General features: G+C 70.6%; 18 protein-coding genes. 13 read left to right on the top strand and 5 right to left on the bottom strand.

Annotated elements, in window-relative coordinates; all coding sequences use genetic code 11:
• Positions 1–120 precede the first annotated feature (120 nt).
• The gene (locus tag ACQCSX_RS09450) at positions 121–816 is read left to right on the top strand and encodes a TetR/AcrR family transcriptional regulator (RefSeq protein WP_427018729.1); all 696 of its coding nucleotides are present in this window, start codon (positions 121–123) and stop codon (positions 814–816) included.
• A gap of 299 nt (positions 817–1,115) precedes the next feature.
• Positions 1,116–3,734 carry a PEP/pyruvate-binding domain-containing protein gene (locus tag ACQCSX_RS09445; RefSeq protein ID WP_427019019.1) on the top strand — a complete coding sequence of 873 codons (2,619 nt, stop codon included), beginning with the start codon at positions 1,116–1,118 and terminating at the stop codon, positions 3,732–3,734.
• Between the two features lie 153 nt (positions 3,735–3,887).
• On the opposite strand, the gene thiE is transcribed toward ACQCSX_RS09445, so the two are convergent.
• Positions 3,888–4,550 (bottom strand): thiamine phosphate synthase, encoded by a 663-nt coding sequence (gene thiE / locus ACQCSX_RS09440; protein ID WP_427018728.1) that lies wholly within the window; start codon positions 4,548–4,550, stop codon positions 3,888–3,890.
• Positions 4,551–4,717: 167 nt separating this feature from the next.
• Between thiE and thiO the strand changes: the two genes are divergently transcribed.
• Genes thiO through ACQCSX_RS09420 form a run of 4 tightly spaced genes read left to right on the top strand, consistent with a single transcriptional unit; the run spans position 4,718 to position 7,772 of the window.
• Positions 4,718–6,016, top strand: coding sequence for a glycine oxidase ThiO (thiO, locus tag ACQCSX_RS09435; RefSeq protein ID WP_427018727.1), 1,299 nt, complete (start codon positions 4,718–4,720; stop codon positions 6,014–6,016).
• Positions 6,013–6,252 carry a sulfur carrier protein ThiS gene (gene thiS / locus ACQCSX_RS09430; RefSeq protein WP_427018726.1) on the top strand — a complete coding sequence of 80 codons (240 nt, stop codon included), beginning with the start codon at positions 6,013–6,015 and terminating at the stop codon, positions 6,250–6,252. The genes thiO and thiS overlap by 4 nt, the downstream gene beginning before the upstream one ends.
• Before the next feature lie 16 nt (positions 6,253–6,268).
• Positions 6,269–7,075: a thiazole synthase gene (locus ACQCSX_RS09425; RefSeq protein WP_427018725.1), complete on the top strand. Its 807-nt coding sequence runs from the start codon at positions 6,269–6,271 to the stop codon at positions 7,073–7,075.
• Positions 7,076–7,106: 31 nt separating this feature from the next.
• Positions 7,107–7,772 (top strand): 4a-hydroxytetrahydrobiopterin dehydratase, encoded by a 666-nt coding sequence (locus ACQCSX_RS09420; protein WP_427018724.1) that lies wholly within the window; start codon positions 7,107–7,109, stop codon positions 7,770–7,772.
• Positions 7,773–7,799: 27 nt separating this feature from the next.
• Here the strand turns inward: ACQCSX_RS09420 and ACQCSX_RS09415 are convergent, their stop codons facing one another.
• From ACQCSX_RS09415 to ACQCSX_RS09405, 3 genes are all read right to left on the bottom strand, one after another.
• On the bottom strand, positions 7,800–8,105 hold the full coding sequence (locus tag ACQCSX_RS09415; protein ID WP_427018723.1) for a hypothetical protein: 306 nt from the start codon (positions 8,103–8,105) through the stop codon (positions 7,800–7,802).
• 48 nt (positions 8,106–8,153) lie between these two features.
• A complete protein-coding gene (locus tag ACQCSX_RS09410; RefSeq protein WP_427018722.1) occupies positions 8,154–8,378 on the bottom strand; it encodes a DUF3107 domain-containing protein in 225 nt (74 codons plus the stop codon).
• 65 nt (positions 8,379–8,443) lie between these two features.
• Entirely contained in the window at positions 8,444–9,073 is a 630-nt protein-coding gene (locus tag ACQCSX_RS09405; protein ID WP_427018721.1) for a TetR/AcrR family transcriptional regulator, read from the bottom strand.
• A 100-nt stretch (positions 9,074–9,173) separates the two neighbouring features.
• Here ACQCSX_RS09405 and moeB point away from each other — a divergent pair, with 100 nt between their 5' ends.
• The gene (gene moeB, locus ACQCSX_RS09400; protein ID WP_427018720.1) at positions 9,174–10,409 is read left to right on the top strand and encodes a molybdopterin-synthase adenylyltransferase MoeB; all 1,236 of its coding nucleotides are present in this window, start codon (positions 9,174–9,176) and stop codon (positions 10,407–10,409) included.
• 108 nt (positions 10,410–10,517) lie between these two features.
• Positions 10,518–11,510 carry an SDR family NAD(P)-dependent oxidoreductase gene (locus ACQCSX_RS09395; protein ID WP_427018719.1) on the top strand — a complete coding sequence of 331 codons (993 nt, stop codon included), beginning with the start codon at positions 10,518–10,520 and terminating at the stop codon, positions 11,508–11,510.
• A 246-nt stretch (positions 11,511–11,756) separates the two neighbouring features.
• Here the strand turns inward: ACQCSX_RS09395 and ACQCSX_RS09390 are convergent, their stop codons facing one another.
• On the bottom strand, positions 11,757–13,103 hold the full coding sequence (locus ACQCSX_RS09390; protein WP_427018718.1) for a glutamyl-tRNA reductase: 1,347 nt from the start codon (positions 13,101–13,103) through the stop codon (positions 11,757–11,759).
• A gap of 151 nt (positions 13,104–13,254) precedes the next feature.
• Between ACQCSX_RS09390 and hemE the strand changes: the two genes are divergently transcribed.
• The 5 genes from hemE (at position 13,255) to hemC (ending at position 18,921) form a co-directional block, all read left to right on the top strand.
• Positions 13,255–14,316 (top strand): uroporphyrinogen decarboxylase, encoded by a 1,062-nt coding sequence (hemE, locus tag ACQCSX_RS09385; RefSeq protein ID WP_427018717.1) that lies wholly within the window; start codon positions 13,255–13,257, stop codon positions 14,314–14,316.
• 31 nt (positions 14,317–14,347) lie between these two features.
• Complete coding sequence (locus tag ACQCSX_RS09380) at positions 14,348–15,886, top strand: protoporphyrinogen/coproporphyrinogen oxidase (RefSeq protein WP_427018716.1); 1,539 nt, start codon at positions 14,348–14,350, stop codon at positions 15,884–15,886.
• A gap of 84 nt (positions 15,887–15,970) precedes the next feature.
• Positions 15,971–16,693: a hydrogen peroxide-dependent heme synthase gene (hemQ, locus tag ACQCSX_RS09375; RefSeq protein ID WP_427018715.1), complete on the top strand. Its 723-nt coding sequence runs from the start codon at positions 15,971–15,973 to the stop codon at positions 16,691–16,693.
• Positions 16,690–17,916 carry a ferrochelatase gene (locus ACQCSX_RS09370; RefSeq protein WP_427018714.1) on the top strand — a complete coding sequence of 409 codons (1,227 nt, stop codon included), beginning with the start codon at positions 16,690–16,692 and terminating at the stop codon, positions 17,914–17,916. Before hemQ ends, ACQCSX_RS09370 begins: the two co-directional genes overlap by 4 nt.
• A gap of 3 nt (positions 17,917–17,919) precedes the next feature.
• On the top strand, positions 17,920–18,921 hold the full coding sequence (gene hemC, locus ACQCSX_RS09365) for a hydroxymethylbilane synthase (RefSeq protein ID WP_427018713.1): 1,002 nt from the start codon (positions 17,920–17,922) through the stop codon (positions 18,919–18,921).
• The last annotated feature ends 31 nt before the right edge of the window (positions 18,922–18,952 follow it).

Genomic DNA, 18,952 nt, shown 5'->3' with positions numbered 1-18,952 from the left:
GGGTGGTGGATTATTGTGTGAGCGGTGCTCTCGTTTCAACTGTGGACCCGTCTCAACGGATTGTCAAGAGCACTGCTCACGGAAGTTGACCATGCTCTCAAAAGTGGGCAGAGTGGTCCCATGGCACAGACACCCCGCGAACGCGCCCGGGTCCAGACGATGGCGGACATCACCCGGATCGGCCGCGACCATCTGGCGGTGCACGGTGCCGCGGGGCTGTCCCTGCGCGCTGTGGCGCGGGACTTGGGCGTGGTGTCCAGCGCCGTCTACAGATACGTGGCCAGCCGCGACGATCTCCTGACCCTGCTGGTGGTGGACGGCTACAACGCCCTGGGCGACGCCGTCGACGCCGCCCTGGAGGCGGTGCCCGGCGGCGACCACGCGGAGCGGTTCCGCACGCTGGGCCGTGCGGTCCGCGTCTGGGGGTTGGCCGAACCCGCCCGCTACGCCCTGCTCTTTGGCAGCCCGGTGCCCGGCTACGCCGCCCCCGCCGAGCAGACCACGGAACCGGGAACCCGGGTGGTCGGCCGGCTCGTGGAAATCATCCAAAGTGCATTTGGCGCGGGTGCGCTTCAACCCCTGCCGGCGGGGAGTTCGACGCCGGCGCTGGCGGGCGACCTCGCCGCCATCCGCGCCGAGGTGCAGCTCAGCATGCCCGACGAAGTGCTGGCGCGCGGGGTGCTGGTCTGGGCCGCCCTGTTCGGCGCCGTGAACTTTGAGGTCTTTGGCCAGTACGGTCCGGGCACGTTCAGCGATCCGGCGGCCCTGTTCGAATGCCACCTCGACGCCCTGGCGGCGATGGTCGGCCTTCGCTGATCCCCGGCCGCTCCCGCAGCTCGCACGCTCGCCGCGGGTCCCTCGCGGCCGTGGGCCCACGCCGCTCCCGCAGCTCGCACGCTCGCCGCGGGTCCCTCGCGGCCGTGGGCCCACACCCGGCCGGACCGGCCGGTGGTAGTCTGGCGCCACAGGCCGGGATGGACGGGGCGCCGCAGCGCGCCGCCACCGCTCCGGCGCCCGCAGTCAATGGCTGAAGGAGGCACCAGGTGGAGGAAGTGCAGCTCCCGGCCGGGCCCGGGCAGGACCTGGTCCTCGGCTTCGAGGAGATCGCCGGGGACATGATTGCGCTGGTCGGCGGCAAGGCTGCAAACCTGGGCGAGCTGGCCCGGGCGCAGCTGCCCGTGCCGCGGGGATTCGCCCTGACCACCGCGGCATACCGGCAGGCGATGGCCCCCGCCGGGCTGGGGGAGGTGCTGGCGGCCATCGGCACCACGGACCCCACGGACCTCGCGGCGCTGGCGCAGCTGGCCGGCCGGGCCCGTGCCCTGGTCCTGGCCGCCGAGGTCCCGCCGGAGATTGCCGGCGCCGTGCGCTCCGCCTACTCCGGGCTCGGATCCGGTGTTGCCGTGGCCGTCAGGTCCTCCGCGACGGCCGAGGACCTGCCGTTTGCCAGTTTTGCCGGCCAGCAGGAAACCTACCTCAACATCGTCGGCGCCGACGCCGTCGTGGCGGCCGTGCAGCGGTGCTGGGCCTCGCTTTGGACGGACCGTGCGGTCAGCTACCGTGCGGCCAACGGGATCGACCCCGCAGACGTGGCCCTCGCCGTCGTCGTCCAGGTGATGGTCGACGCCGTGGCGGCCGGGGTGCTGTTCACCGCCAACCCGGTGACGGGGCGCCGCCGCGAGGCCGTCATCGACGCGAGCCCGGGGCTGGGCGAGGCCGTGGTGTCGGGGGCGGTCAACCCCGACCACTATGTGGTGGACAGTCCGAGCGGCCGGATCTTGGAGCGGCGGATCGGGGACAAACGGCTGATCATCCGGCCGCTGCCCGGCGGCGGCACCGAATCCATCGAGCGGGAGGCCTCCGGGCCGTGCCTGGCGGACAGCCAGATCCAGGCGCTGTCCCGGCTGGGTGCACGGGTGGAGGCGCATTACCGGTCCCCGCAGGACACGGAGTGGGCCATCGACGGCGCCGGGACCCTTTGGCTGACGCAGGCCCGTCCCATCACCACCCTCTACCCCCAGCCGGTGCGGTCCCTGCCGGCCGAGGGGGCGCGGGTCTACCTGTGCTTCAGCCTCGCCCAGGGCCTCACCCGGCCCCTCACGCCGATGGGCCTCGCGGCGCTGCGGCTCATCGCCTCCTCGATTGCGCGCACGGCCGGCTTCGAGGTGCCCAATCCGCGCAACGGCCCGGCGCCCTACGCGGAGGCCGGGCAGCGGCTCTTCGTCGACCTGACCACTGTGGCCCGCAGCCGGGTGGGCCGCGACATCGTGCCGAGGGTCTTTGACGTGATGGAGGCACGCTCGGCGGTGCTGCTCCGCCGGCTCTTCGACGATCCGCGGTTTTCGCTCCGCAGCACGTCCCGGCTGCCGCTGCTGCGCCATGTGGGGCCGGTTCTGGTCCGCGCCAGGGTTCCGGAAACGGCCTTGCGGGCCATGTTCCGCCCCGCCGCGGCCCTGCGCCGGGTGGAGGGCGTTGGCCGCCGCCTCGATGCCGACCTCCAGGTGCCCGCCGCGGCGACGGCGCTCCAGCGGCTGGACCATGTGGAACGGATCCTGAGCACCGAGCTGTTCCAGCTCCTGCCTGCCATTGCCCCGCTGCCAGCCCTCGGATTCGCCGGGCTGGGCCTGGTCCGCAAGATGCTGGGGGAGAAGGCCAGCAAGGAGGAGCTGCAGGCAGTCATCCGCGGGCTGCCCAACAACGTGACCACCGAGATGGACCTGGCCCTCTGGCGGCTGGCCCAGCGGATCCGCGCCGAAGACGCCGGGCGCGCCTTCGGCGGCAGCACGGTGGCGGAGCTGGTGGCGGCCTACCGGGAGGGGTCGCTGCCGGCCGCCGCGCAGTCTGGCCTGGCCGGATTCCTCGACCACTACGGCCACCGGGCCATCGCCGAGATCGACCTGGGCATGCCCCGCTGGTCCGACGATCCTACGCACATTGTCGGGGTGCTGGTGAACTACCTCCGGCTGGACCGGCCCGAGCTGGCGCCGGACAGGCAATTTGTGCAGGCCGCCCGCGACGCCGAGGCCCAGGTGGAGGCGCTGGTGGCCAAGGCGGCGCACAAGAGCCCCCTGCACGGGCGGATCGCCCGGGTGGCACTGGCCCGGACGCGGCAATTCGCCGGGCTGCGGGAACTGCCCAAGTACAACATCGTGGTGGCGCTGGGCGCGGTGCGGGAGCAGCTCGCGATGGTGGGGGCGGAATTGGCTGCCGCCGGGGCCATCGGTGCGGCGGACGACGTGTTTTTCCTGGACCTGGTGGAGGCCCGCAGCGGCCTGGCCGGGACCGACCTGCACGCCCTCGTGGCCCAGCGGCGCGAGGACTATGCGCTGGAGCTGCGGCGCCGGCACATCCCGCGGATGCTGCTCTCGGACGGGACCGAACCCGAATCCCTGCCCGGCCCCGGGCCGGCGGCACCGGAAGGCACCCTGGTGGGCACCCCGGCGTCGGCCGGTTCCGTCACCGCTGCGGCCCGGGTGATCCTGGATCCGGTGGGCGCCCATCTGGAGCCCGGCGAAATCCTGGTGGCCCCCTCCACCGACCCCGGCTGGACGCCGTTGTTCCTGACGGCCGGCGGGCTGGTGATGGAAATGGGCGGAGCCAACTCCCACGGTGCCGTCGTCGCGCGCGAATACGGCATCCCCGCCGTTGTCGGCGTGCCCGACGCCACCCTCCGCATTGCCACCGGCGACCACCTCACCCTCGACGGCGCCGCCGGGACAGTCATTCCCGGGTGAGCCGGGGGTCTCCACGCGCTCGCCAGGGCTCGCTTGGTCGACCACCGGACTCGGTGATCGTCCCCAGCCGCTCCCACGGCTCGCAAGCTCGCTGCGGGTCCCTCGCGGCCGTGGGCCCACAGGCCGTCGGTGGCCGCGTGGAGATCCGGCCCGTTACGGCAGGTGGGACAGGAGCTCGCGGGCGGCGGCGGTGGGGTCGGCGGCGTCGGTGATGGCCCGCACCACGACGATGCGCTGCGCACCCGCCGCCACCACGGAGGCCACATTGCCCAGATCGATCCCGCCAATGGCGAACCAGGGCTTGTCCGTCTGGAGCGACGCCGCGTATTCCACCATTTCCAGCCCGACGGCGGCCCGCCCCGGCTTGGTGGGCGTGGCCCACAGCGGACCCACGCAGAAGTAGTCGGTCTCGGGATTGGCGGCAGCGGCGGCGGCCTGCTCCGAGGTGCCGCTGGAGAGGCCCAGCGCCACCGAGTGACCCAGCAGCGTCCGGGCCGCCGGGATCGGCAGGTCCTGCTGGCCGATGTGGAACACCGGGGCGCCGGCCAGCGAAGCCAGATCCGCGCGGTCGTTCACGGACCACAGCTTGCCGTGCTCCTCGGCCACGGAGCGCAGCACAGCCAGCAGTTCCAGCTCCTCGCCGGCCGCGATCTTCTTGTCGCGCAGCTGGATGATGTCCACGCCGCCGGCGTAGGCCTTGTGCAGGAATTCGGCAAAGTCGCCGCGCTCGGTACGTGCGTCGGTGCACAGGTAGAGGCGGGCGGATGTGAGGGCGGAAGTCCGGGATGTGGTCGCGGAAACGGCAGGAGAGGTCATGTCTCATAGAATAGTTCAGTACCGCGGGAGCCAGGGTAGCTGGCTGAGAGGGCGCCGGGTGCAGCTGCACACGCACTGCACGGCACGCGCCGACCGAACAACCCTGCGCCATGGTGGCGCGGGCGTGAACCTGATCCGGCCAGCACCGGCGTAGGGAAGGAATGCGCATGACGCCTGCAGTGTCCCCACCCATCACCACCGATGTCGCAGTGGTTGGCGGCGGCATTGTGGGCCTCGGCATCGCCTGGGAGGCCCAGCGCGCCGGCCATTCCGTCACAGTCATCGACCCCAGTCCGGCCGCCGGCGCCACCTTTGCCGCCGCCGGCATGCTGGCTCCGGTCAGCGAGCTGCACTACCAGGAGGACGATCTCCTGGACCTGACTTTGGCCTCCGCCAAGCTGTGGCCGGACTTTGTCGCCCCGCTGGTGCAGGCCGGCCACGCGGACACCGGTTTCCGGACGACGCCCACCCTGGTGCTCGGCGCCGACCCCGCGGACCGCAAGGCCCTGGCGGACCTGGCTGCGGTGCAGCGGGCGCACGGGCTGGAGGTGGACCAGCTGGGCATCCGCGAGGCCCGGGCCCTGGAGCCCATGCTGGGCCCGCAACTGAGCTGCGCGTTCAAGATCGACGCCGACCACCAGGTGGATCCGCGCGGGGTGGCCACGGCCATCCGCGTGCAATTGAACGTGGTGGCGGCGGCGAACGGCCGGCTGCGCGAGGAGCAGACCTCCATCCGCCGCACCGCCGTCGACCTCCTCCACGAGGAACTGGACAACCGCTCCTCCCGCGTGACGGGCGTGCTGCTGGAGGACGGCCGCGAGGTCCATGCGCGCGATGTCATTGTGGCCAACGGGCTGGGAGCCGCCTCACTGGCCGGGCTGCCGGAAAACCTTATCTTGCCGCTGCGCCCCGTCTACGGCGACATCCTGCGGCTGAAGGTGCCGGAGCACCTGCGCCCGCTGCTGACGGCCACCGTGCGCGGACTGGTCCGCGGAATCCCCGTCTACATCGTGCCCCGCAACGACGGCACGGTGGTCATTGGCGCCACCTCCCGCGAGGATGGCTCCGCCGGGGTGTCGGCCGGGGGAGTGCACCAGTTGCTCCGCGATGCCCAGGTGCTGGTCCCCGCCGTCGCCGAGCTGGAACTGCTGGAGACCACCGCCCGGGCCCGCCCCGGCACGCCGGACAACGCCCCGCTGCTGGGCCGGGTGGCAGGGCCGGACGGCAGGGACATCCCCGGCCTCATCATCGCCACAGGTTTCTACCGCCATGGCGTCCTGCTGACAGCCGTCGCGGCGCAAGTGTGCCGCCAGCTGCTGGCCGGCGTCACGGACCTGGCCTGGGAGCGCTTCCGCCCCGACCGTTTCTCACCACTGATCACCGCGGCCCCTTGGGGTGCAGCACCGCCCGCGCGGGCCGCAATAGCACCACCGGCAGAACAGCCGCGAAAGGCGGAAACACCATGACCACCATTACCCTCAACGGGGCGGCGCACGTCCTCGACGGGCCGCGCACCGTGGCCGATCTGGTCACCTCGGTGACCGGCCGGCGCATCGGCCCCAACGGATCGCCGGAGGACGGGGGCCGGCTGGGTGTGGCCGTGGCCCGGAATGCGGACATCGTCCCGCGCAGCCAGTGGTCCGCCACCGAAGTTGCCGCCGGCGACGACGTCGAAATTGTCACTGCAGTACAGGGAGGCTGAACAGATGGAATCGGTTATGGAAAGCACACACATCGTTGACCCGTTGGTGATCGACGGCGTGGCCCTGGGCTCGCGCCTGATCATGGGCACCGGCGGCGCCCCCAGCCTGGACGGACTGGGCGCCGCGCTGGCGGCGTCGGGCACCGAACTGACCACCGTGGCCATGCGCCGGTACAGCACCGGCTCGGGCGCCGGTGCAACGGGCGGCGGAACCAGCCTCTTTGAGCTGCTGGTGGAGCACGGCATCCGCGTGCTGCCCAACACGGCCGGTTGCTTCACCGCCCGCGAGGCAGTGATGACGGCCGAGCTGGCCCGCGAGGCGCTGGAGACGGACTGGGTGAAGCTGGAAGTCATTGCTGACGAACACACGCTGCTGCCCGATGCCCTCGAATTGGCCGATGCCACCGAGCAGCTGGTCAACCGCGGTTTCAAGGTTTTCGCCTACACCAACGACGATCCCGTGCTGGCGCTGCGGCTGGAACAGCTCGGCGCCGTCGCCGTGATGCCGCTTGGCGCGCCCATCGGCACCGGGCTGGGCATCCTGAACCCGCACAACATTGAGCTGATCGTCTCCCGCGCCGGTGTTCCGGTGGTGCTCGACGCCGGCATCGGCACGGCCTCCGACGCCGCCCTGGCGATGGAGCTCGGCTGCGACGCCGTGCTGCTGGCCACCGCCGTGACCCGGGCACAGGATCCGGTGCGGATGGCGCAGGCCTTCAAACATGCCGTCCTCGGTGGCAGACTGGCAGCACAGGCCGGCCGCATCCCCAAGCGCAGGCACGCACTGGCGTCCTCCGCCATGGAGGGGCGTCCGGACCTGTAGAGCCGGCATTTCCACACCATACGGAGGCATCATGGGCGCCAAGGATGTTTGGACCAGGGAAGCGATCGACGTCGAACTTGAGTCGCTGCCCCAATGGCGGTACCGCCTGGGCTCGCTGACCGCGGCGCTGAAGGCGCCGTCGTCGCGCATTGCCCTGGACCTGATGGCCCGGATCGGCGACCTGGCCGAGGCCGCCAACCACCATCCGGACGTGGACTGGCGCTACAACATGCTGTTTGTGAAGCTGGTTTCCCACGATGCCGGCTCCGAGGTGACCAGCCGGGACATCACGCTGGCCAAGCAAATTTCCGCCGTGGCCCACGAGCTGGGCGCCGTGGCCGCGCCGGCGCTGAACCGCAGCTACGAACTGGCCATCGACACCGACGATCCCTCGGCGGTGTCGGAGACGTGGCGGGTGGCGCTGGGCTACAAGATGGGCCGCTTTGGCGATCTGGTGGACCCATACGGGCGCGGCCCGGGGCTGTGGTTCCAGCAGACGGCCACACCGAATGCGAACCGGATGCACGTGGATGTCCACGTGAGCCTGACGGATGTGGGGCCGGTGCTCGACGCCGTGGCGGCCACCGAGGGGTCCGCGCTGGACCACGCACATGCCCCGCGCTGGGTAGTGGTCACCGACGCGCAGGGCAACCGCCTGTGCCTGTGCACGGAAGAAGGGCACGGGCCGGACCTGTAGGTCCGTCCCGCACCCTCCGTTCGTTTGTCAGCGGATGCGCAGGATGGCTGTGCGCTCGGCAACGTCCAGGGCCTCGCGGCTGCGCCCCAGCCCGGTGGCCAGCGCAAAGGCCGCGGCGCCGCCCACCAGGAGCGAAGCGATCCACGGGACCCAGGTCCAGCCGGACATGTAGCCCAGGCCGACGGCCACCGTGATGATCCACGTCAACAGGGCGGCCACTACGGCCGCCGCCGCCGGCAGGAAGGCGCCGTAGCCGGTGTGGCGCTTGTCCGCTGCCCAGGCAATGGCGCCCAAGGCACCGGAAATCAGGGCAATGACAATCAGATCAACCACGCGTATCTCCTTGGAAGTGTGCTTGGAGGGTGCCGGTCCGGCCCGGCGCTAGAGGGCGCCGAAGCCCACGCGGCGGCCTTCCTCGCCGCCGAGTTCAACGTAGCCCAAGGCGTTGCCGGGGACAATGACAATGCGTCCCTTCTCGTCGGAGAGGCGCAGTTCGTTGCCGGTGGAGATGGCCTTGGAGACCGCCGCGGCCACCTCGTCCGCGTCCTGCGCCGAGTCGAGCACAATCTCGCGGCCAATGTTCTGAATGCCGATCTTGATTTCCAACGCGGTGTCTCCTTGATAAACGTCTGAGTGCATGGGCGGGGCAGTGCCCCACCCTCATGTTTAGTCTATGACTCCTTGGGGAAGCGAGAGATTCCGCGCCAAGCTAAACGGTAGATCAGGTCGCTGGCCACATTCAGGTCCAGATTTCCGTTGGCCTCCAGCCAGTACCGCGCGCTGACCTGCGCCATGCCGGCCAGTGCGCGGCCCAGAAGCACCGCCTCCACATGGGGCAGTTTGGTGTCCTCGGCAATGACCTCGGCGATGGCATCCGCGTAGGAGGCGTTGAAGAGCTCCAGCCGGGAGGCGACCTGGGGATCGTTGACCAGGTCCGATTCAAACACCAGCCGGTGCGCCTGGTCGTCCGCGGCCATGAACTCGAAATAGGCCTTCATGGTGGCCCGCACGCGCTGCTTGTTGTCGGTGGTGGAGCTCAGCGCATCCAGCAGCCGGGCGGTGAGCGCCGACAGGTGGCTGTCCAGCAGGGCCAGGTAGAGCTCGCGCTTGGAGGAGAAATGCTGGTACAGCACGGGCTTGCTGACTTGGGCGGCCTCGGCGATCTCGTCCATGGCGGCGCCGTGGTAGCCGTTGGCGGCAAAGACCTCCAGCGCCGCGGACAGCAGCTGGACCCTGCGTTCGTCGCGCGGGAGCCTGGCCAGGGGGGCCCGGCGGTTTGCCTTGTGGGAATCTGTGCTCATGCTGGGCGCCTTTCCTTGGCAGGCCCCCTCAGACGTTGGCGGGGCTGCGCACCATAAGTGTACCGGGCAGTAATAATGCAGGGGGCATAGATTTAACACTATGTTTCCGACATTGCGCACTCCGGCCCCCGTGGCCCAGACCTCACTGCCGCCCTTGGTGGAGCCCGGCCCCGAACTGAGCCGCGAGGAAGTAGAACGATACTCCCGGCACCTGATCATTCCGGAGATCGGTATGGAGGGCCAGCGGCGGCTGAAAAACGCCCGCGTGCTGGTCATCGGCGCCGGCGGGCTGGGCTCGCCGGCCCTGCTGTACCTGGCCGCGGCCGGCGTGGGCACGCTGGGGATCGTGGACGACGACGTCGTGGACCTGAGCAATCTGCAACGCCAGGTAATCCACTCGGTGGCCGATGTGGGACGGACCAAGTTGGAATCCGCCCGGGACTCCATCGCCGCCCTGAACCCGCATGTGGATGTGGTGCTGCATCCTCACCGGCTGGATGCCGCCAATGCGCTGGAGATCTTTGCCGGCTACGACCTCATCGTGGACGGCGCGGACAACTTTGCCACGCGCTACCTGGTGAACGACGCCGCCGCCCTGCTGGGCAAGCCGTATGTGTGGGGGTCCATCCTGCGCTTCGACGGCCAGGTGAGCGTGTTCTGGGAGCAGCACGGGCCCACCTACCGTGACCTGTACCCGGAGCCGCCGGGCGCCGGTTCCGTGCCGTCCTGCGCGGAGGGCGGGGTCTTCGGCATGCTGTGCGCCTCCATCGGCGCCATGATGGTCACGGAGGCCGTCAAGCTGGTCACCGGCGTGGGCCGGACCCTGCTCGGCCGGCTGATGGTCTTCGACGCCCTGTCCGCGACCTGGCGCGAAATCCGCATCTCCAAGGACCCCGAGGCGCCGCCCATCACCGAACTGGTGGACTACGAGTTCTTCTGCGGCCTGCCGCCCGCATCGGCGTCCGCAACGTCCGCCGCCGGGTCCGAAGGCAGGGGGCCCGCGGACGAGATCTCCGCCGTCGAGCTTGCCGCCCGGCTGGCCGCCCGCGACGCCGGGACGGAGAGCTTTGAACTGATCGACGTGCGCGAGCCCGGGGAATTCGCCATCGTCTCCATCCCCGGCGCCCGGTTGGTCCCGCTGGCCGGCATCCAGACGGGCACCGCCCTGGCCACCCTTCCGCGCGACGTTCCGCTGGTGCTGCACTGCAAGGGCGGAGCCCGCTCGGCCCAGGCCATGGCGAGCCTGAAGGCGGCCGGCTTTGACGACGTCGTCCATCTGCGCGGCGGGATCATCTCCTGGGTGCGCGAGGTGGAGCCGGAGAAGCCGGTCTACTAAACCCTTCCGGAACCAGAGACAGGCCGCTGCCCGGGGGAGTACATTGCCGATGGGGTCCGTGCACTTTGGCCGGACCCCTGGGCCGGGGGTACGCGGAAGGTGCAGGGCATGGACGGATACATCAGGACGGCGCAGCAGCCGATCGGATCGGGCTTTGGGCACGGCAGCACCGCCGCGGAGGTGCTCACAGGCGTCGACCTCCACGGGAAGACGGCCATCGTCACTGGCGGCTACTCGGGCCTGGGGTTGGAAACCGTCCGGGCGCTCGCCAGTGCCGGGGCCCACGTGGTGGTGCCGGCGCGGCGGGTGGACCATGCCCACGCCGTGCTGCATGCCGCGGGGCTGCGGGAACCGGCCGTGGAGGTGGGAGCCCTGGATCTGGGCGACCAGCTAAGCGTCAGCGACTTCGCCACGTGGTTCCTGCATTCGGGACGCGGTCTGGACATCCTGGTCAACAACGCCGCCATCATGGCCTGCCCCGAGACCCGCGTGGGCCCGGGCTGGGAGGCACAGTTCGCCACCAACCACCTGGGCCACTACGCCCTCGCCAATCTGCTCTGGCCGGTCTTGTCCGCCGACGGCGGTGCACGGGTGGTGGCGCTGTCCTCCACCGGGCACAAGATTTCCGGCATCCACTTCGACGATCTCGGTTTCGACGCCGGCTACGAGAAATGGCGGGCCTATGGACAGGCCAAGACGGCCAATGCGCTGTTCGCCGTCGAACTGGACCGCCTCGGTGCCGACCATGGGGTGCGGGCCTTTGCGGTGCACCCCGGCGGGATCATGACCGAGCTCCAGCGCCATCTTCCGCGCGAGGAAATGGTGGCCGCTGGTTGGATGGACGAGGCGGGAAACGTCCGGGAAGGGTTCAAGACCCCTGAGCAGGGAGCCGCCACGTCCGTCTGGGCCGCCACCTCACGGCTGCTGGAGGGCAAGGGCGGGGTGTATTGCGAGGACTGCGACATCGCCGCGCCCACCGACAAGGACTCCCCGCTGGCCCGCTTTGTGGGCGTCGACGCCCACGCAGTCGACCCCGCTGCGGCACAGCGGCTATGGGAAGTCTCCGCCGTGATGACCGGAGTCAACGCCTTCGCTCGTTGAGCTTGCCGAAACCCGGCGATACCCCGCTGGTTGAGCGCAGCGCAGCGGAGTCGAAACCTGGTGTGGCTGGCGTGGCCCCGACCGTCGTCGGGTGCGGGAGGTCTCGGTCCCCAGCCGCTCCCACGGCTCGCAAGCTCGCCGTGGGTCCCTCGCGGCCGTGGGCCCCTCGCTCGACCAGCGGGGTCTCGACAGGCTCGACCACCGGCTTTGCTCGACCACCGGGACCGCTCGACCGGCGGAGGGGGATCAGGCCGTGTGCTCCACGGGGCAGTCGGCGGCCGGAGCAGGTGCGGCAACGGGCGCCGGGGCCGCGACGGTGATGCCGAAGAGCGCCTCCAGCCCGGCCAGGTAGGCATCGCCGTCGCCGGCGGCGGCCAGCTCGCGGGCGCGCACCGTGGGGATGTGCAGCAGCGACTTCACCATGCGGCGCATGGCAAATTCCATTTCCTCGGCGGCAGCCGTGCAGCCGTGCTGGGAGCGGACGCGCTCCAGCTCGGTCTCCAGCACACCCATGGTGTGCTGGCGCAGCGCCACGATGGCGGCATCCATGGCACGGGAGGACTGGGCCTGCTCAAAGCTGCGGGCCGCCGTCTCCACGATGATGCTTGCCGCCGCCAGCGAGCTTGCCTGCTCGGCCGGTGCGGCCAGCCGGACGGATTCCAGCGTCAGGAGGTCCACGTTGTCCAGGTCCGCCACTGCCGGGTCGAAGTCGTGCGTCAGGGCCAGGTCCAGAATCACCAGGCCACCGGTGGAATTTCGCCGCAACCGCTCGATTTCCGCCGCGTCCACCCGGTTGTCCGAGCCGCTGCAGCCGATCAGGACGTCGGCCGCCTCGATGGCCGCCGGCAGCGAAGCCTCGTCCAGCGCGGTGCCGCTGCGGCTGGCCACGAAGGCCTCGGCGCGGCCGGAGGAGGAGAAGACGGAGATGTCGGTGCAGCCGCGTTCGGCCAGCTTGGCCATGGTGGCCCCGGCATAGGCGCCCGTGCCGAAAATGACGGCCTTGGTGCCCGCGTAGGTGCTGGCCAGCGGCCCCTGGTGCGTGCCGGTGATTTCGGACGCTGTAATTTCCGACGCAAGGTCGAGGGCCACGGAGACGATGGAGAGGCCGCGGCTGCCCAGGGCCGTCTGTGCGCCCACATCCTTGGCCGTCTTGGAGGCGGCCTGGAAGAGGCGGACCAGGGCGGGGCTGGCGCTGGCTTCCTGCTGGGCGCCGCTGAGGGCGCGGCGCACCTGGCCGGCAATTTCGCGTTCGCCGACGACGGCGGAATCCAGTCCGGCGCTGACGGCAAAGAGGTGGGAGGTGACGGCGTGGCCGCTGCGGGTTTCAAAGGCAGCGGAGACGGTGTGCTCGGCCAGGCCGCTGTGCTCGCTGATGGAGGTGACGACGGCGGAGCGGGCCGCCTCGACGTCGTCCTCGCTGCGGGCTTCGGCGTAGATCTCGTACCGGTTGCAGGTGGCCAGCGCGATGGCGCCGACGATTTCGGGGGTGCCTTTCACCACGCGGACAGGGACCTCGGAGGCGCCGGCGCTAAGGCGGGCTACGGTTTCGAGGTCTATATCGGCATGCGAGGCAACAAGAGAAAAGAGAACCACAACGTATTTATAGTAGCCGCCAACGGATCGGTTTACACACACGTAGTGCAAAAGCGTCACCAAAACAAGGGTGATCCTGCTTACCCCGGAGAGCGCCCGGGCAGCCCCAAAAGCGGCCGGAACGCCGAGTATCTGTAGGTATGGTGGTCTCATGACATTGAGTTCCGCGCACCCCTTGATGGACGGCCGCACCGCCGATTCGCCGCTGATCACCGCCTACCGCGGGGGCAAGCCCAGCCGCCGCCCGGTGTGGTTCATGCGCCAGGCCGGCCGCTCGCTGCCGGAATACCGCGAACTGCGCAAGGGCATCGCCATGCTTGACTCCTGCCTGAAGCCGGAGCTCGCCGCGGAGATCACCCTGCAGCCCGTGCGCCGGCACGACGTCGACGCTGGCATCTTCTTCTCCGACATCGTCATCCCGCTCAAGCTTGCCGGTGTCGGCGTGGACATCGTCCCCGGCATTGGACCGGTGCTGGAGAAGCCGATCCGCACCGCCGCCGACGTCGCCGCGCTGCCGACGCTGACCGAGGAGGCCCTGGAGCCCATCCGCGAGGCCGTCCGGCTGACAGTGGCCGAGCTCGGCAAGAAGCCGCTGATCGGTTTCGCTGGCGCCCCGTTCACGCTGGCTGCCTACATGGTGGAGGGCAAGCCCTCCCGCGACCACCTGGGCCCGCGCACCATGATGCACGCGGACCCTGAGGCCTGGCAGGCCCTGGCCGCCTGGGCCGCTGACGCCTCCGGCATGTTCCTGCGTGCCCAGCTGGAGGCCGGCGCCAGCGCCGGCCAGCTCTTCGATTCCTGGGCCGGCTCGCTGGGTCTGGCCGACTACACCAACCACGTGGCGCCGTCGTCGGCCCGCGCCCTGGACCACGTCCGCGGATTGGGTGCGCCGCTGGTGCACTTCGGCACCGGCACCTCGGAACTGCTCGGCGCCATGTACGGCGTGGGCGTCGACGTGATGGGCGTGGACTACCGCCTGCCGCTGGACGAGGCCAACCGCCGGCTCGGCGGCACAGTGCCGTTGCAGGGCAACATCGACCCCGCGCTGCTTGAGGCTCCGTGGGAGGTGCTGGAGGCCCACGTCCGCGAGGTCATCGCCGCCGGTTCCGCCGCCCCGGGCCACGTGCTCAACCTGGGCCACGGCGTGCCGCCGGACACCGATCCCACCGTGCTGACCCGCGTGGTGGAGCTCATCCACTCGATCGCACCGTAACCACTCCTTAATCCAAGCAACGGGGACAGCCATGAACGAGCGCACCAGCCGCCACCACAAGCCCAGCCCGGCCCGAACCGCCGTGGTGGTGGGCGGAGGCATCTCCGCCCTGGTGGCTGCCCGCGACCTGGCGGCCGCCGGTTTCCGCGTGACGGTGCTGGAGGCCTCGGCCTCGTTTGGCGGCTGCGTGGGCGTGCATGAGGTGGCCGGGCTGCGGCTGGACAGCGGAGCCGAGTCGTTCGCCACCCGAAGCACCGCCGTCGCGGACCTGGCCACCGAGTTGGGCCTCGCGGAGAAGATCGTGTCACCGAACCCGGCTGGCGCCTGGGTGCGGCTGCCCTCGGGCCCCGTCCCGCTGCCGAAGACTGGTGTGCTGGGCATTCCGGCGGACCCCTGGGCTCCGGAGGTCCGGGCGGCGCTGGGCCTGGCCGGCTCGTTGCGGGCCAGCCTGGACGCCCGGCTGCCGGCCCGCGTGGGCACCACTGCCGAGGTCTCCAGCGTGGCAGAGCTGGTGCGGGCGCGGATGGGGCAGAAGGTGCTGGACACCCTCGTGGCCCCCGTTGTGGGCGGCGTGCATTCGGCCGATCCCGAACTGCTGGATGTGGACATGGTGGCCCCGGGCCTGCGCGCGGGCATCCGCGAGCACGGCTCGCTGGCCGCGGCCGTGGCGGCCCAGCGTGCGGCGGCTCCGGCCGGCTCCGCCGTGGGATCGCTGGCGGGCGGCATGAATGTGCTGGTGGCCGCGCTCACCGGCGACCTCCGCAAGGCCGGCGTCGAGTTGCACGCGGGCCGCGCCGTGACGGGCATTTCCCGAACCGCCGGCGGGGCGCCCGATGGCGGCGCGTCCGGCGAAGCGCCCGACGGGACCTCCGGGAATGCAACCGGTGGGACCCCGGGCCACGGCGGCGGTGCCGCGCGCTGGACCGTGGCCGCCGGCGACTGGACTGCCCCCGCGGACCTGCTCGTGGTTGCCACGGACGGCCCCGCCGCCGTCGGACTTCTCGCACCCGCTGTGCCGGCACTGGCAGCCTTTGCCCCGGCCCCCGGCCCGGACGTGCGGCTGGTGACGCTGGTGGTGGACCTGCCCGAGCTGGACACTGCCCCCCGCGGCACAGGCATTCTGGTGGCGCCGCAGACGCCGGGCATCCGGGCCAAGGCGCTCACGCATGCTACCGCCAAGTGGCACTGGCTCGCGGACGAGGCGGGCCCCGGCACGCACGTGCTGCGGCTCTCCTACGGCCGTGCCGCCGCCGACGCCGTGCGCGCCGCGGAGGCCGAACCCACCGACGCCGCGCTGCTGGAGGCGGCCCTGGCCGACGCCACGGAGCTGCTGGGGCAAAAGATCTCCGCCGAGGACGTGCTGGGCGCAGACGTGGTGCGCTGGCGCGGGGCCCTGCCCTTTGCCGCCGTCGGACACCGGGCCCGGATCACGGAACTGCGCACCCTGGCGGCCAAGGAGCCCGGCCTGCTGCTGCTCGGCGGCTGGCTGGCCGGCAACGGTCTGGCCGCCGTCGTGGCCGATGCCCGCGCCCGGGTGAAGGCCGCCACCGCCACCGGCACCGGAATGTGATCTTCGCCACATCCGGACGGTTTCTACGCTGCGTAGAGCTCCTCGGTTTTAAGATTCCGGCGGCAAGGGTGCACACTTGAAACCATGAGCCACACTTCTGCGGAATCTGTCACTAAAACTTCCCCGGCAGCCTCATCCGGCGACGCCATCGAGGTTCCCTACACTCTCTGGACCGTCTTCAAGCGTTCCGGGCTTCCCGTGGCCGGCAACGACCACAGCGTGGCCGGGTTCGAGACACTGGAGGCGTCCTTCGCGGACACCAACGTCACCCTGCGCGGAGCCTACGATGTCTCCGCCATGCGCGCCGACGCCGACATCATGGTCTGGCTGACCGGCCCCACCGCAGAGGGCCTGCAGCAGGCGGTCCGCGACATCCGCCGCAGCGACCTGTACGCCAACACCACCATCGCCTGGTCCGCCATGGGCGTGCACCGCGAGGCCGAGTTCGCCAAGAACCACATCCCCTCCTACATGCGCAACACCGAGCCCAAGGGCTGGCTCTGCGTCTACCCGTTCGTCCGCTCCTACGAGTGGTACATCCTGCCCGCCGAGGAGCGCGGCAAGATGCTGCGCGACCACGGCCTGCTGGGCCGCGAATTCCCGCAGGTGCTGGCCAACACCGTCTCCTCCTTCGCCCTGGGCGACTGGGAATGGATCCTGGGCCTGGAGGCCGACGACGTCGCCGACCTGGTGGACCTGATGCGCCACCTGCGCGCCACCGACGCACGCATGCACGTGCGCGAGGAAATCCCCTTCTACACCGGCCGCCGCATCACGGCCACCGAGGTTGCCGAGGTCCTGCGTTGAGCACCCGTTCCCCCGCTGTGTCCACGGAGTTGAACCCCGCCACCGAGGCCGGGCGCCTGGCCCCGGCCGAGTACGATGCCGTTCTGCTCGCCTCCTTTGGCGGCCCCGAGGGTCAGGACGACGTTCTTCCCTTCCTGCGCAACGTCACCCGTGGCCGCGGCATCCCGGACGAGCGCCTTGACGAGGTCAGCCACCACTACCGCGCCAATGGCGGCATCAGCCCCATCAACGCCCAGAACCGCGCACTCAAGGCCGCCTTGGAGGCAGAACTCGCCGCACGCGGCATCGAGCTGCCGGTGCTGTGGGGCAACCGCAACTGGGATCCGTACATCCCCGAGACCTTGCAGAACGCCTACGACGCCGGCCACCGCCGCCTGCTGATGGTCACCACCAGTGCGTACTCCTGCTACTCCAGCTGCCGCCAATACCGCGAGGACATTGGCATCGCCCTGACCGAGACAGGCTTGGACGGCAAGCTGGCCGTGGATAAGGTCCGCCAGTACTTTGACCACCCAGGCTTCGTGCAGCCGTTCATCGAGGGCACCGCAGCATCACTGGCCAAGGTTCGCGCGGACCTGGCCGCTGCAGGCACCCCGGATGCGCCGGTGCACATCCTCTTCGCGACGCATTCCATCCCCACCCGGGATGCGGAGGCCGCAGGCCGCTCCGCGGACGAGCCGCGCGAATTCGCCGAGCAGTCCGCCTATGTGGCACAGCACCTGGCCGCGGCCGATGCCATCATCGGCCAGGTTGACCCCGGTGCCGCCTGGTCGCTGGTGTACCAATCCCGCTCCGGCGCACCGCATGTGCCGTGGCTTGAACCGGACATCAACGATGCCATGGCCGAGTTGGCCGGATCGGGAACCAAGGGCGTCGTCGTCGTGCCGCTGGGCTTTGTCAGCGACCACATGGAAGTTGTCTGGGACCTGGACACCGAAGCGAAGGAAACGGCCGCCGAACTGGGCCTGGCCTTCGACCGCGCACCCACCCCCGGAACGCACCAGAAGTTTATCACCGGACTCGTGGACCTGATCTGCGAGCGGACGGCGCGCAACACGATCGTGGACCGCCCGGCTATGACCAAGCTCGGACCCTGGTACGACGTCTGCCGCCCCGGCTGCTGCGCCAATCTGCGCGGCGAGAAGCCCACCATTGCCGGTGCCGACACCATCATCGGCACTGCCCACGACCCCAAGCCCAACACTGCTGGAACGGCGGCCTGAACCGTGCAGAGTGTGAAAGTTGGCACCCGGGGCAGCAAGCTGGCCCTGACCCAGACCCGGCAGACGGCCGAGAAGCTGGCCGCCGTGGGTGGCTTCGGCATTGAGCTCGTGGAGATCAAGACCGAGGGCGACATCCTCACCGGCCCGCTGTCCCAGATGGGCGGCACCGGAGTCTTCGCCACGGCGCTGCGCCAGGCCGTGCTGGACGGCCGCGCGGACATCGCCGTGCACTCGCTCAAGGACCTGCCCACCGCGGCGGCCCTGGGCCTGAGCATTGCGGCCATCCCGGCCCGCGAGGACGCCCGCGATGTGCTGTGCTCGCGCGATGGCCTGTCCTTCGCGGACCTGCCCACCGGCGCGAAGGTGGGCACCGGTTCGCCGCGCCGCGCCGCCCAGCTGCTCGCCGCCCGCCCCGACCTGTCGGTGGTGGACATCCGAGGCAACGTGGACACCCGCCTAGGCCGCGTGCCAGGACTGCCCGGCAACGCCGCGGATGCCGTTGTTCCCGGCAAGACCGGGGACCTGGACGCCGTCGTGCTGGCAGCCTCGGGTCTGGCCCGGATCGGCCGGCTGGACACCGTGGCCGAGTACTTTGAGTCCGACGTCATGCTGCCCGCCCCCGGGCAGGGCGCGCTGGCCGTGGAATGCCGCACCGAGGACGCCCCGAACAATATTGCCGCCGGAACGCCGGGCCTGCTGGGCCAGGCCCTGGCCGCGCTCGACGACGTCGACACCCGCCTGTCCGTGACGGCCGAGCGTGCGCTGCTGGCCCGGCTTGAGGCCGGCTGCAGTGCCCCCGTGGGCGCGCTGGCGTACCGCAAGGGCAGCATGCTCTATCTCGACGCGGTGGTGTGTTCGCTGGACGGCACCAAGGTGCTGCGCAAGAAGAAGGCGACGGACGGGCTGACCGAGGTGGGGGCGACCCTGCTGGGCATCGACCTGGCCGAGGAACTCCTGGCCGACGGCGCTGGCGACCTGGCGGATCTGGCCGGCAGCGGCAAATGACAGACGGCGCAGGCCGGAGCGGTGTAGGGTC

It is taken from the genome of Pseudarthrobacter sp. P1, assembly GCF_050156935.1.
Taxonomy (GTDB): domain Bacteria; phylum Actinomycetota; class Actinomycetes; order Actinomycetales; family Micrococcaceae; genus Specibacter.
The sequence above is the reverse complement of the archived record's forward strand: the minus strand, read 5'-3'. Positions and strand labels throughout refer to the sequence as shown.

Excerpts from the sequence above, each read along its gene's own strand:
- ACQCSX_RS09420 (WP_427018724.1), top strand. The coding sequence starts at position 7,107 with ATGGGCGCCAAGGATGTTTGGACCAGGGAAGCGATCGACGTCGAACTT.
- ACQCSX_RS09380 (WP_427018716.1), top strand. The coding sequence starts at position 14,348 with ATGAACGAGCGCACCAGCCGCCACCACAAGCCCAGCCCGGCCCGAACC.
- ACQCSX_RS09445 (WP_427019019.1), top strand. The coding sequence starts at position 1,116 with ATGATTGCGCTGGTCGGCGGCAAGGCTGCAAACCTGGGCGAGCTGGCC.
- ACQCSX_RS09395 (WP_427018719.1), top strand. The coding sequence starts at position 10,518 with ATGGACGGATACATCAGGACGGCGCAGCAGCCGATCGGATCGGGCTTT.
- hemQ (WP_427018715.1), top strand. The coding sequence starts at position 15,971 with ATGAGCCACACTTCTGCGGAATCTGTCACTAAAACTTCCCCGGCAGCC.
- hemE (WP_427018717.1), top strand. The coding sequence starts at position 13,255 with ATGACATTGAGTTCCGCGCACCCCTTGATGGACGGCCGCACCGCCGAT.
- thiE (WP_427018728.1), bottom strand. The coding sequence starts at position 4,550 with ATGACCTCTCCTGCCGTTTCCGCGACCACATCCCGGACTTCCGCCCTC.
- ACQCSX_RS09425 (WP_427018725.1), top strand. The coding sequence starts at position 6,269 with ATGGAAAGCACACACATCGTTGACCCGTTGGTGATCGACGGCGTGGCC.
- ACQCSX_RS09450 (WP_427018729.1), top strand. The coding sequence starts at position 121 with ATGGCACAGACACCCCGCGAACGCGCCCGGGTCCAGACGATGGCGGAC.
- thiS (WP_427018726.1), top strand. The coding sequence starts at position 6,013 with ATGACCACCATTACCCTCAACGGGGCGGCGCACGTCCTCGACGGGCCG.
- thiO (WP_427018727.1), top strand. The coding sequence starts at position 4,718 with ATGACGCCTGCAGTGTCCCCACCCATCACCACCGATGTCGCAGTGGTT.
- ACQCSX_RS09405 (WP_427018721.1), bottom strand. The coding sequence starts at position 9,073 with ATGAGCACAGATTCCCACAAGGCAAACCGCCGGGCCCCCCTGGCCAGG.
- moeB (WP_427018720.1), top strand. The coding sequence starts at position 9,174 with ATGTTTCCGACATTGCGCACTCCGGCCCCCGTGGCCCAGACCTCACTG.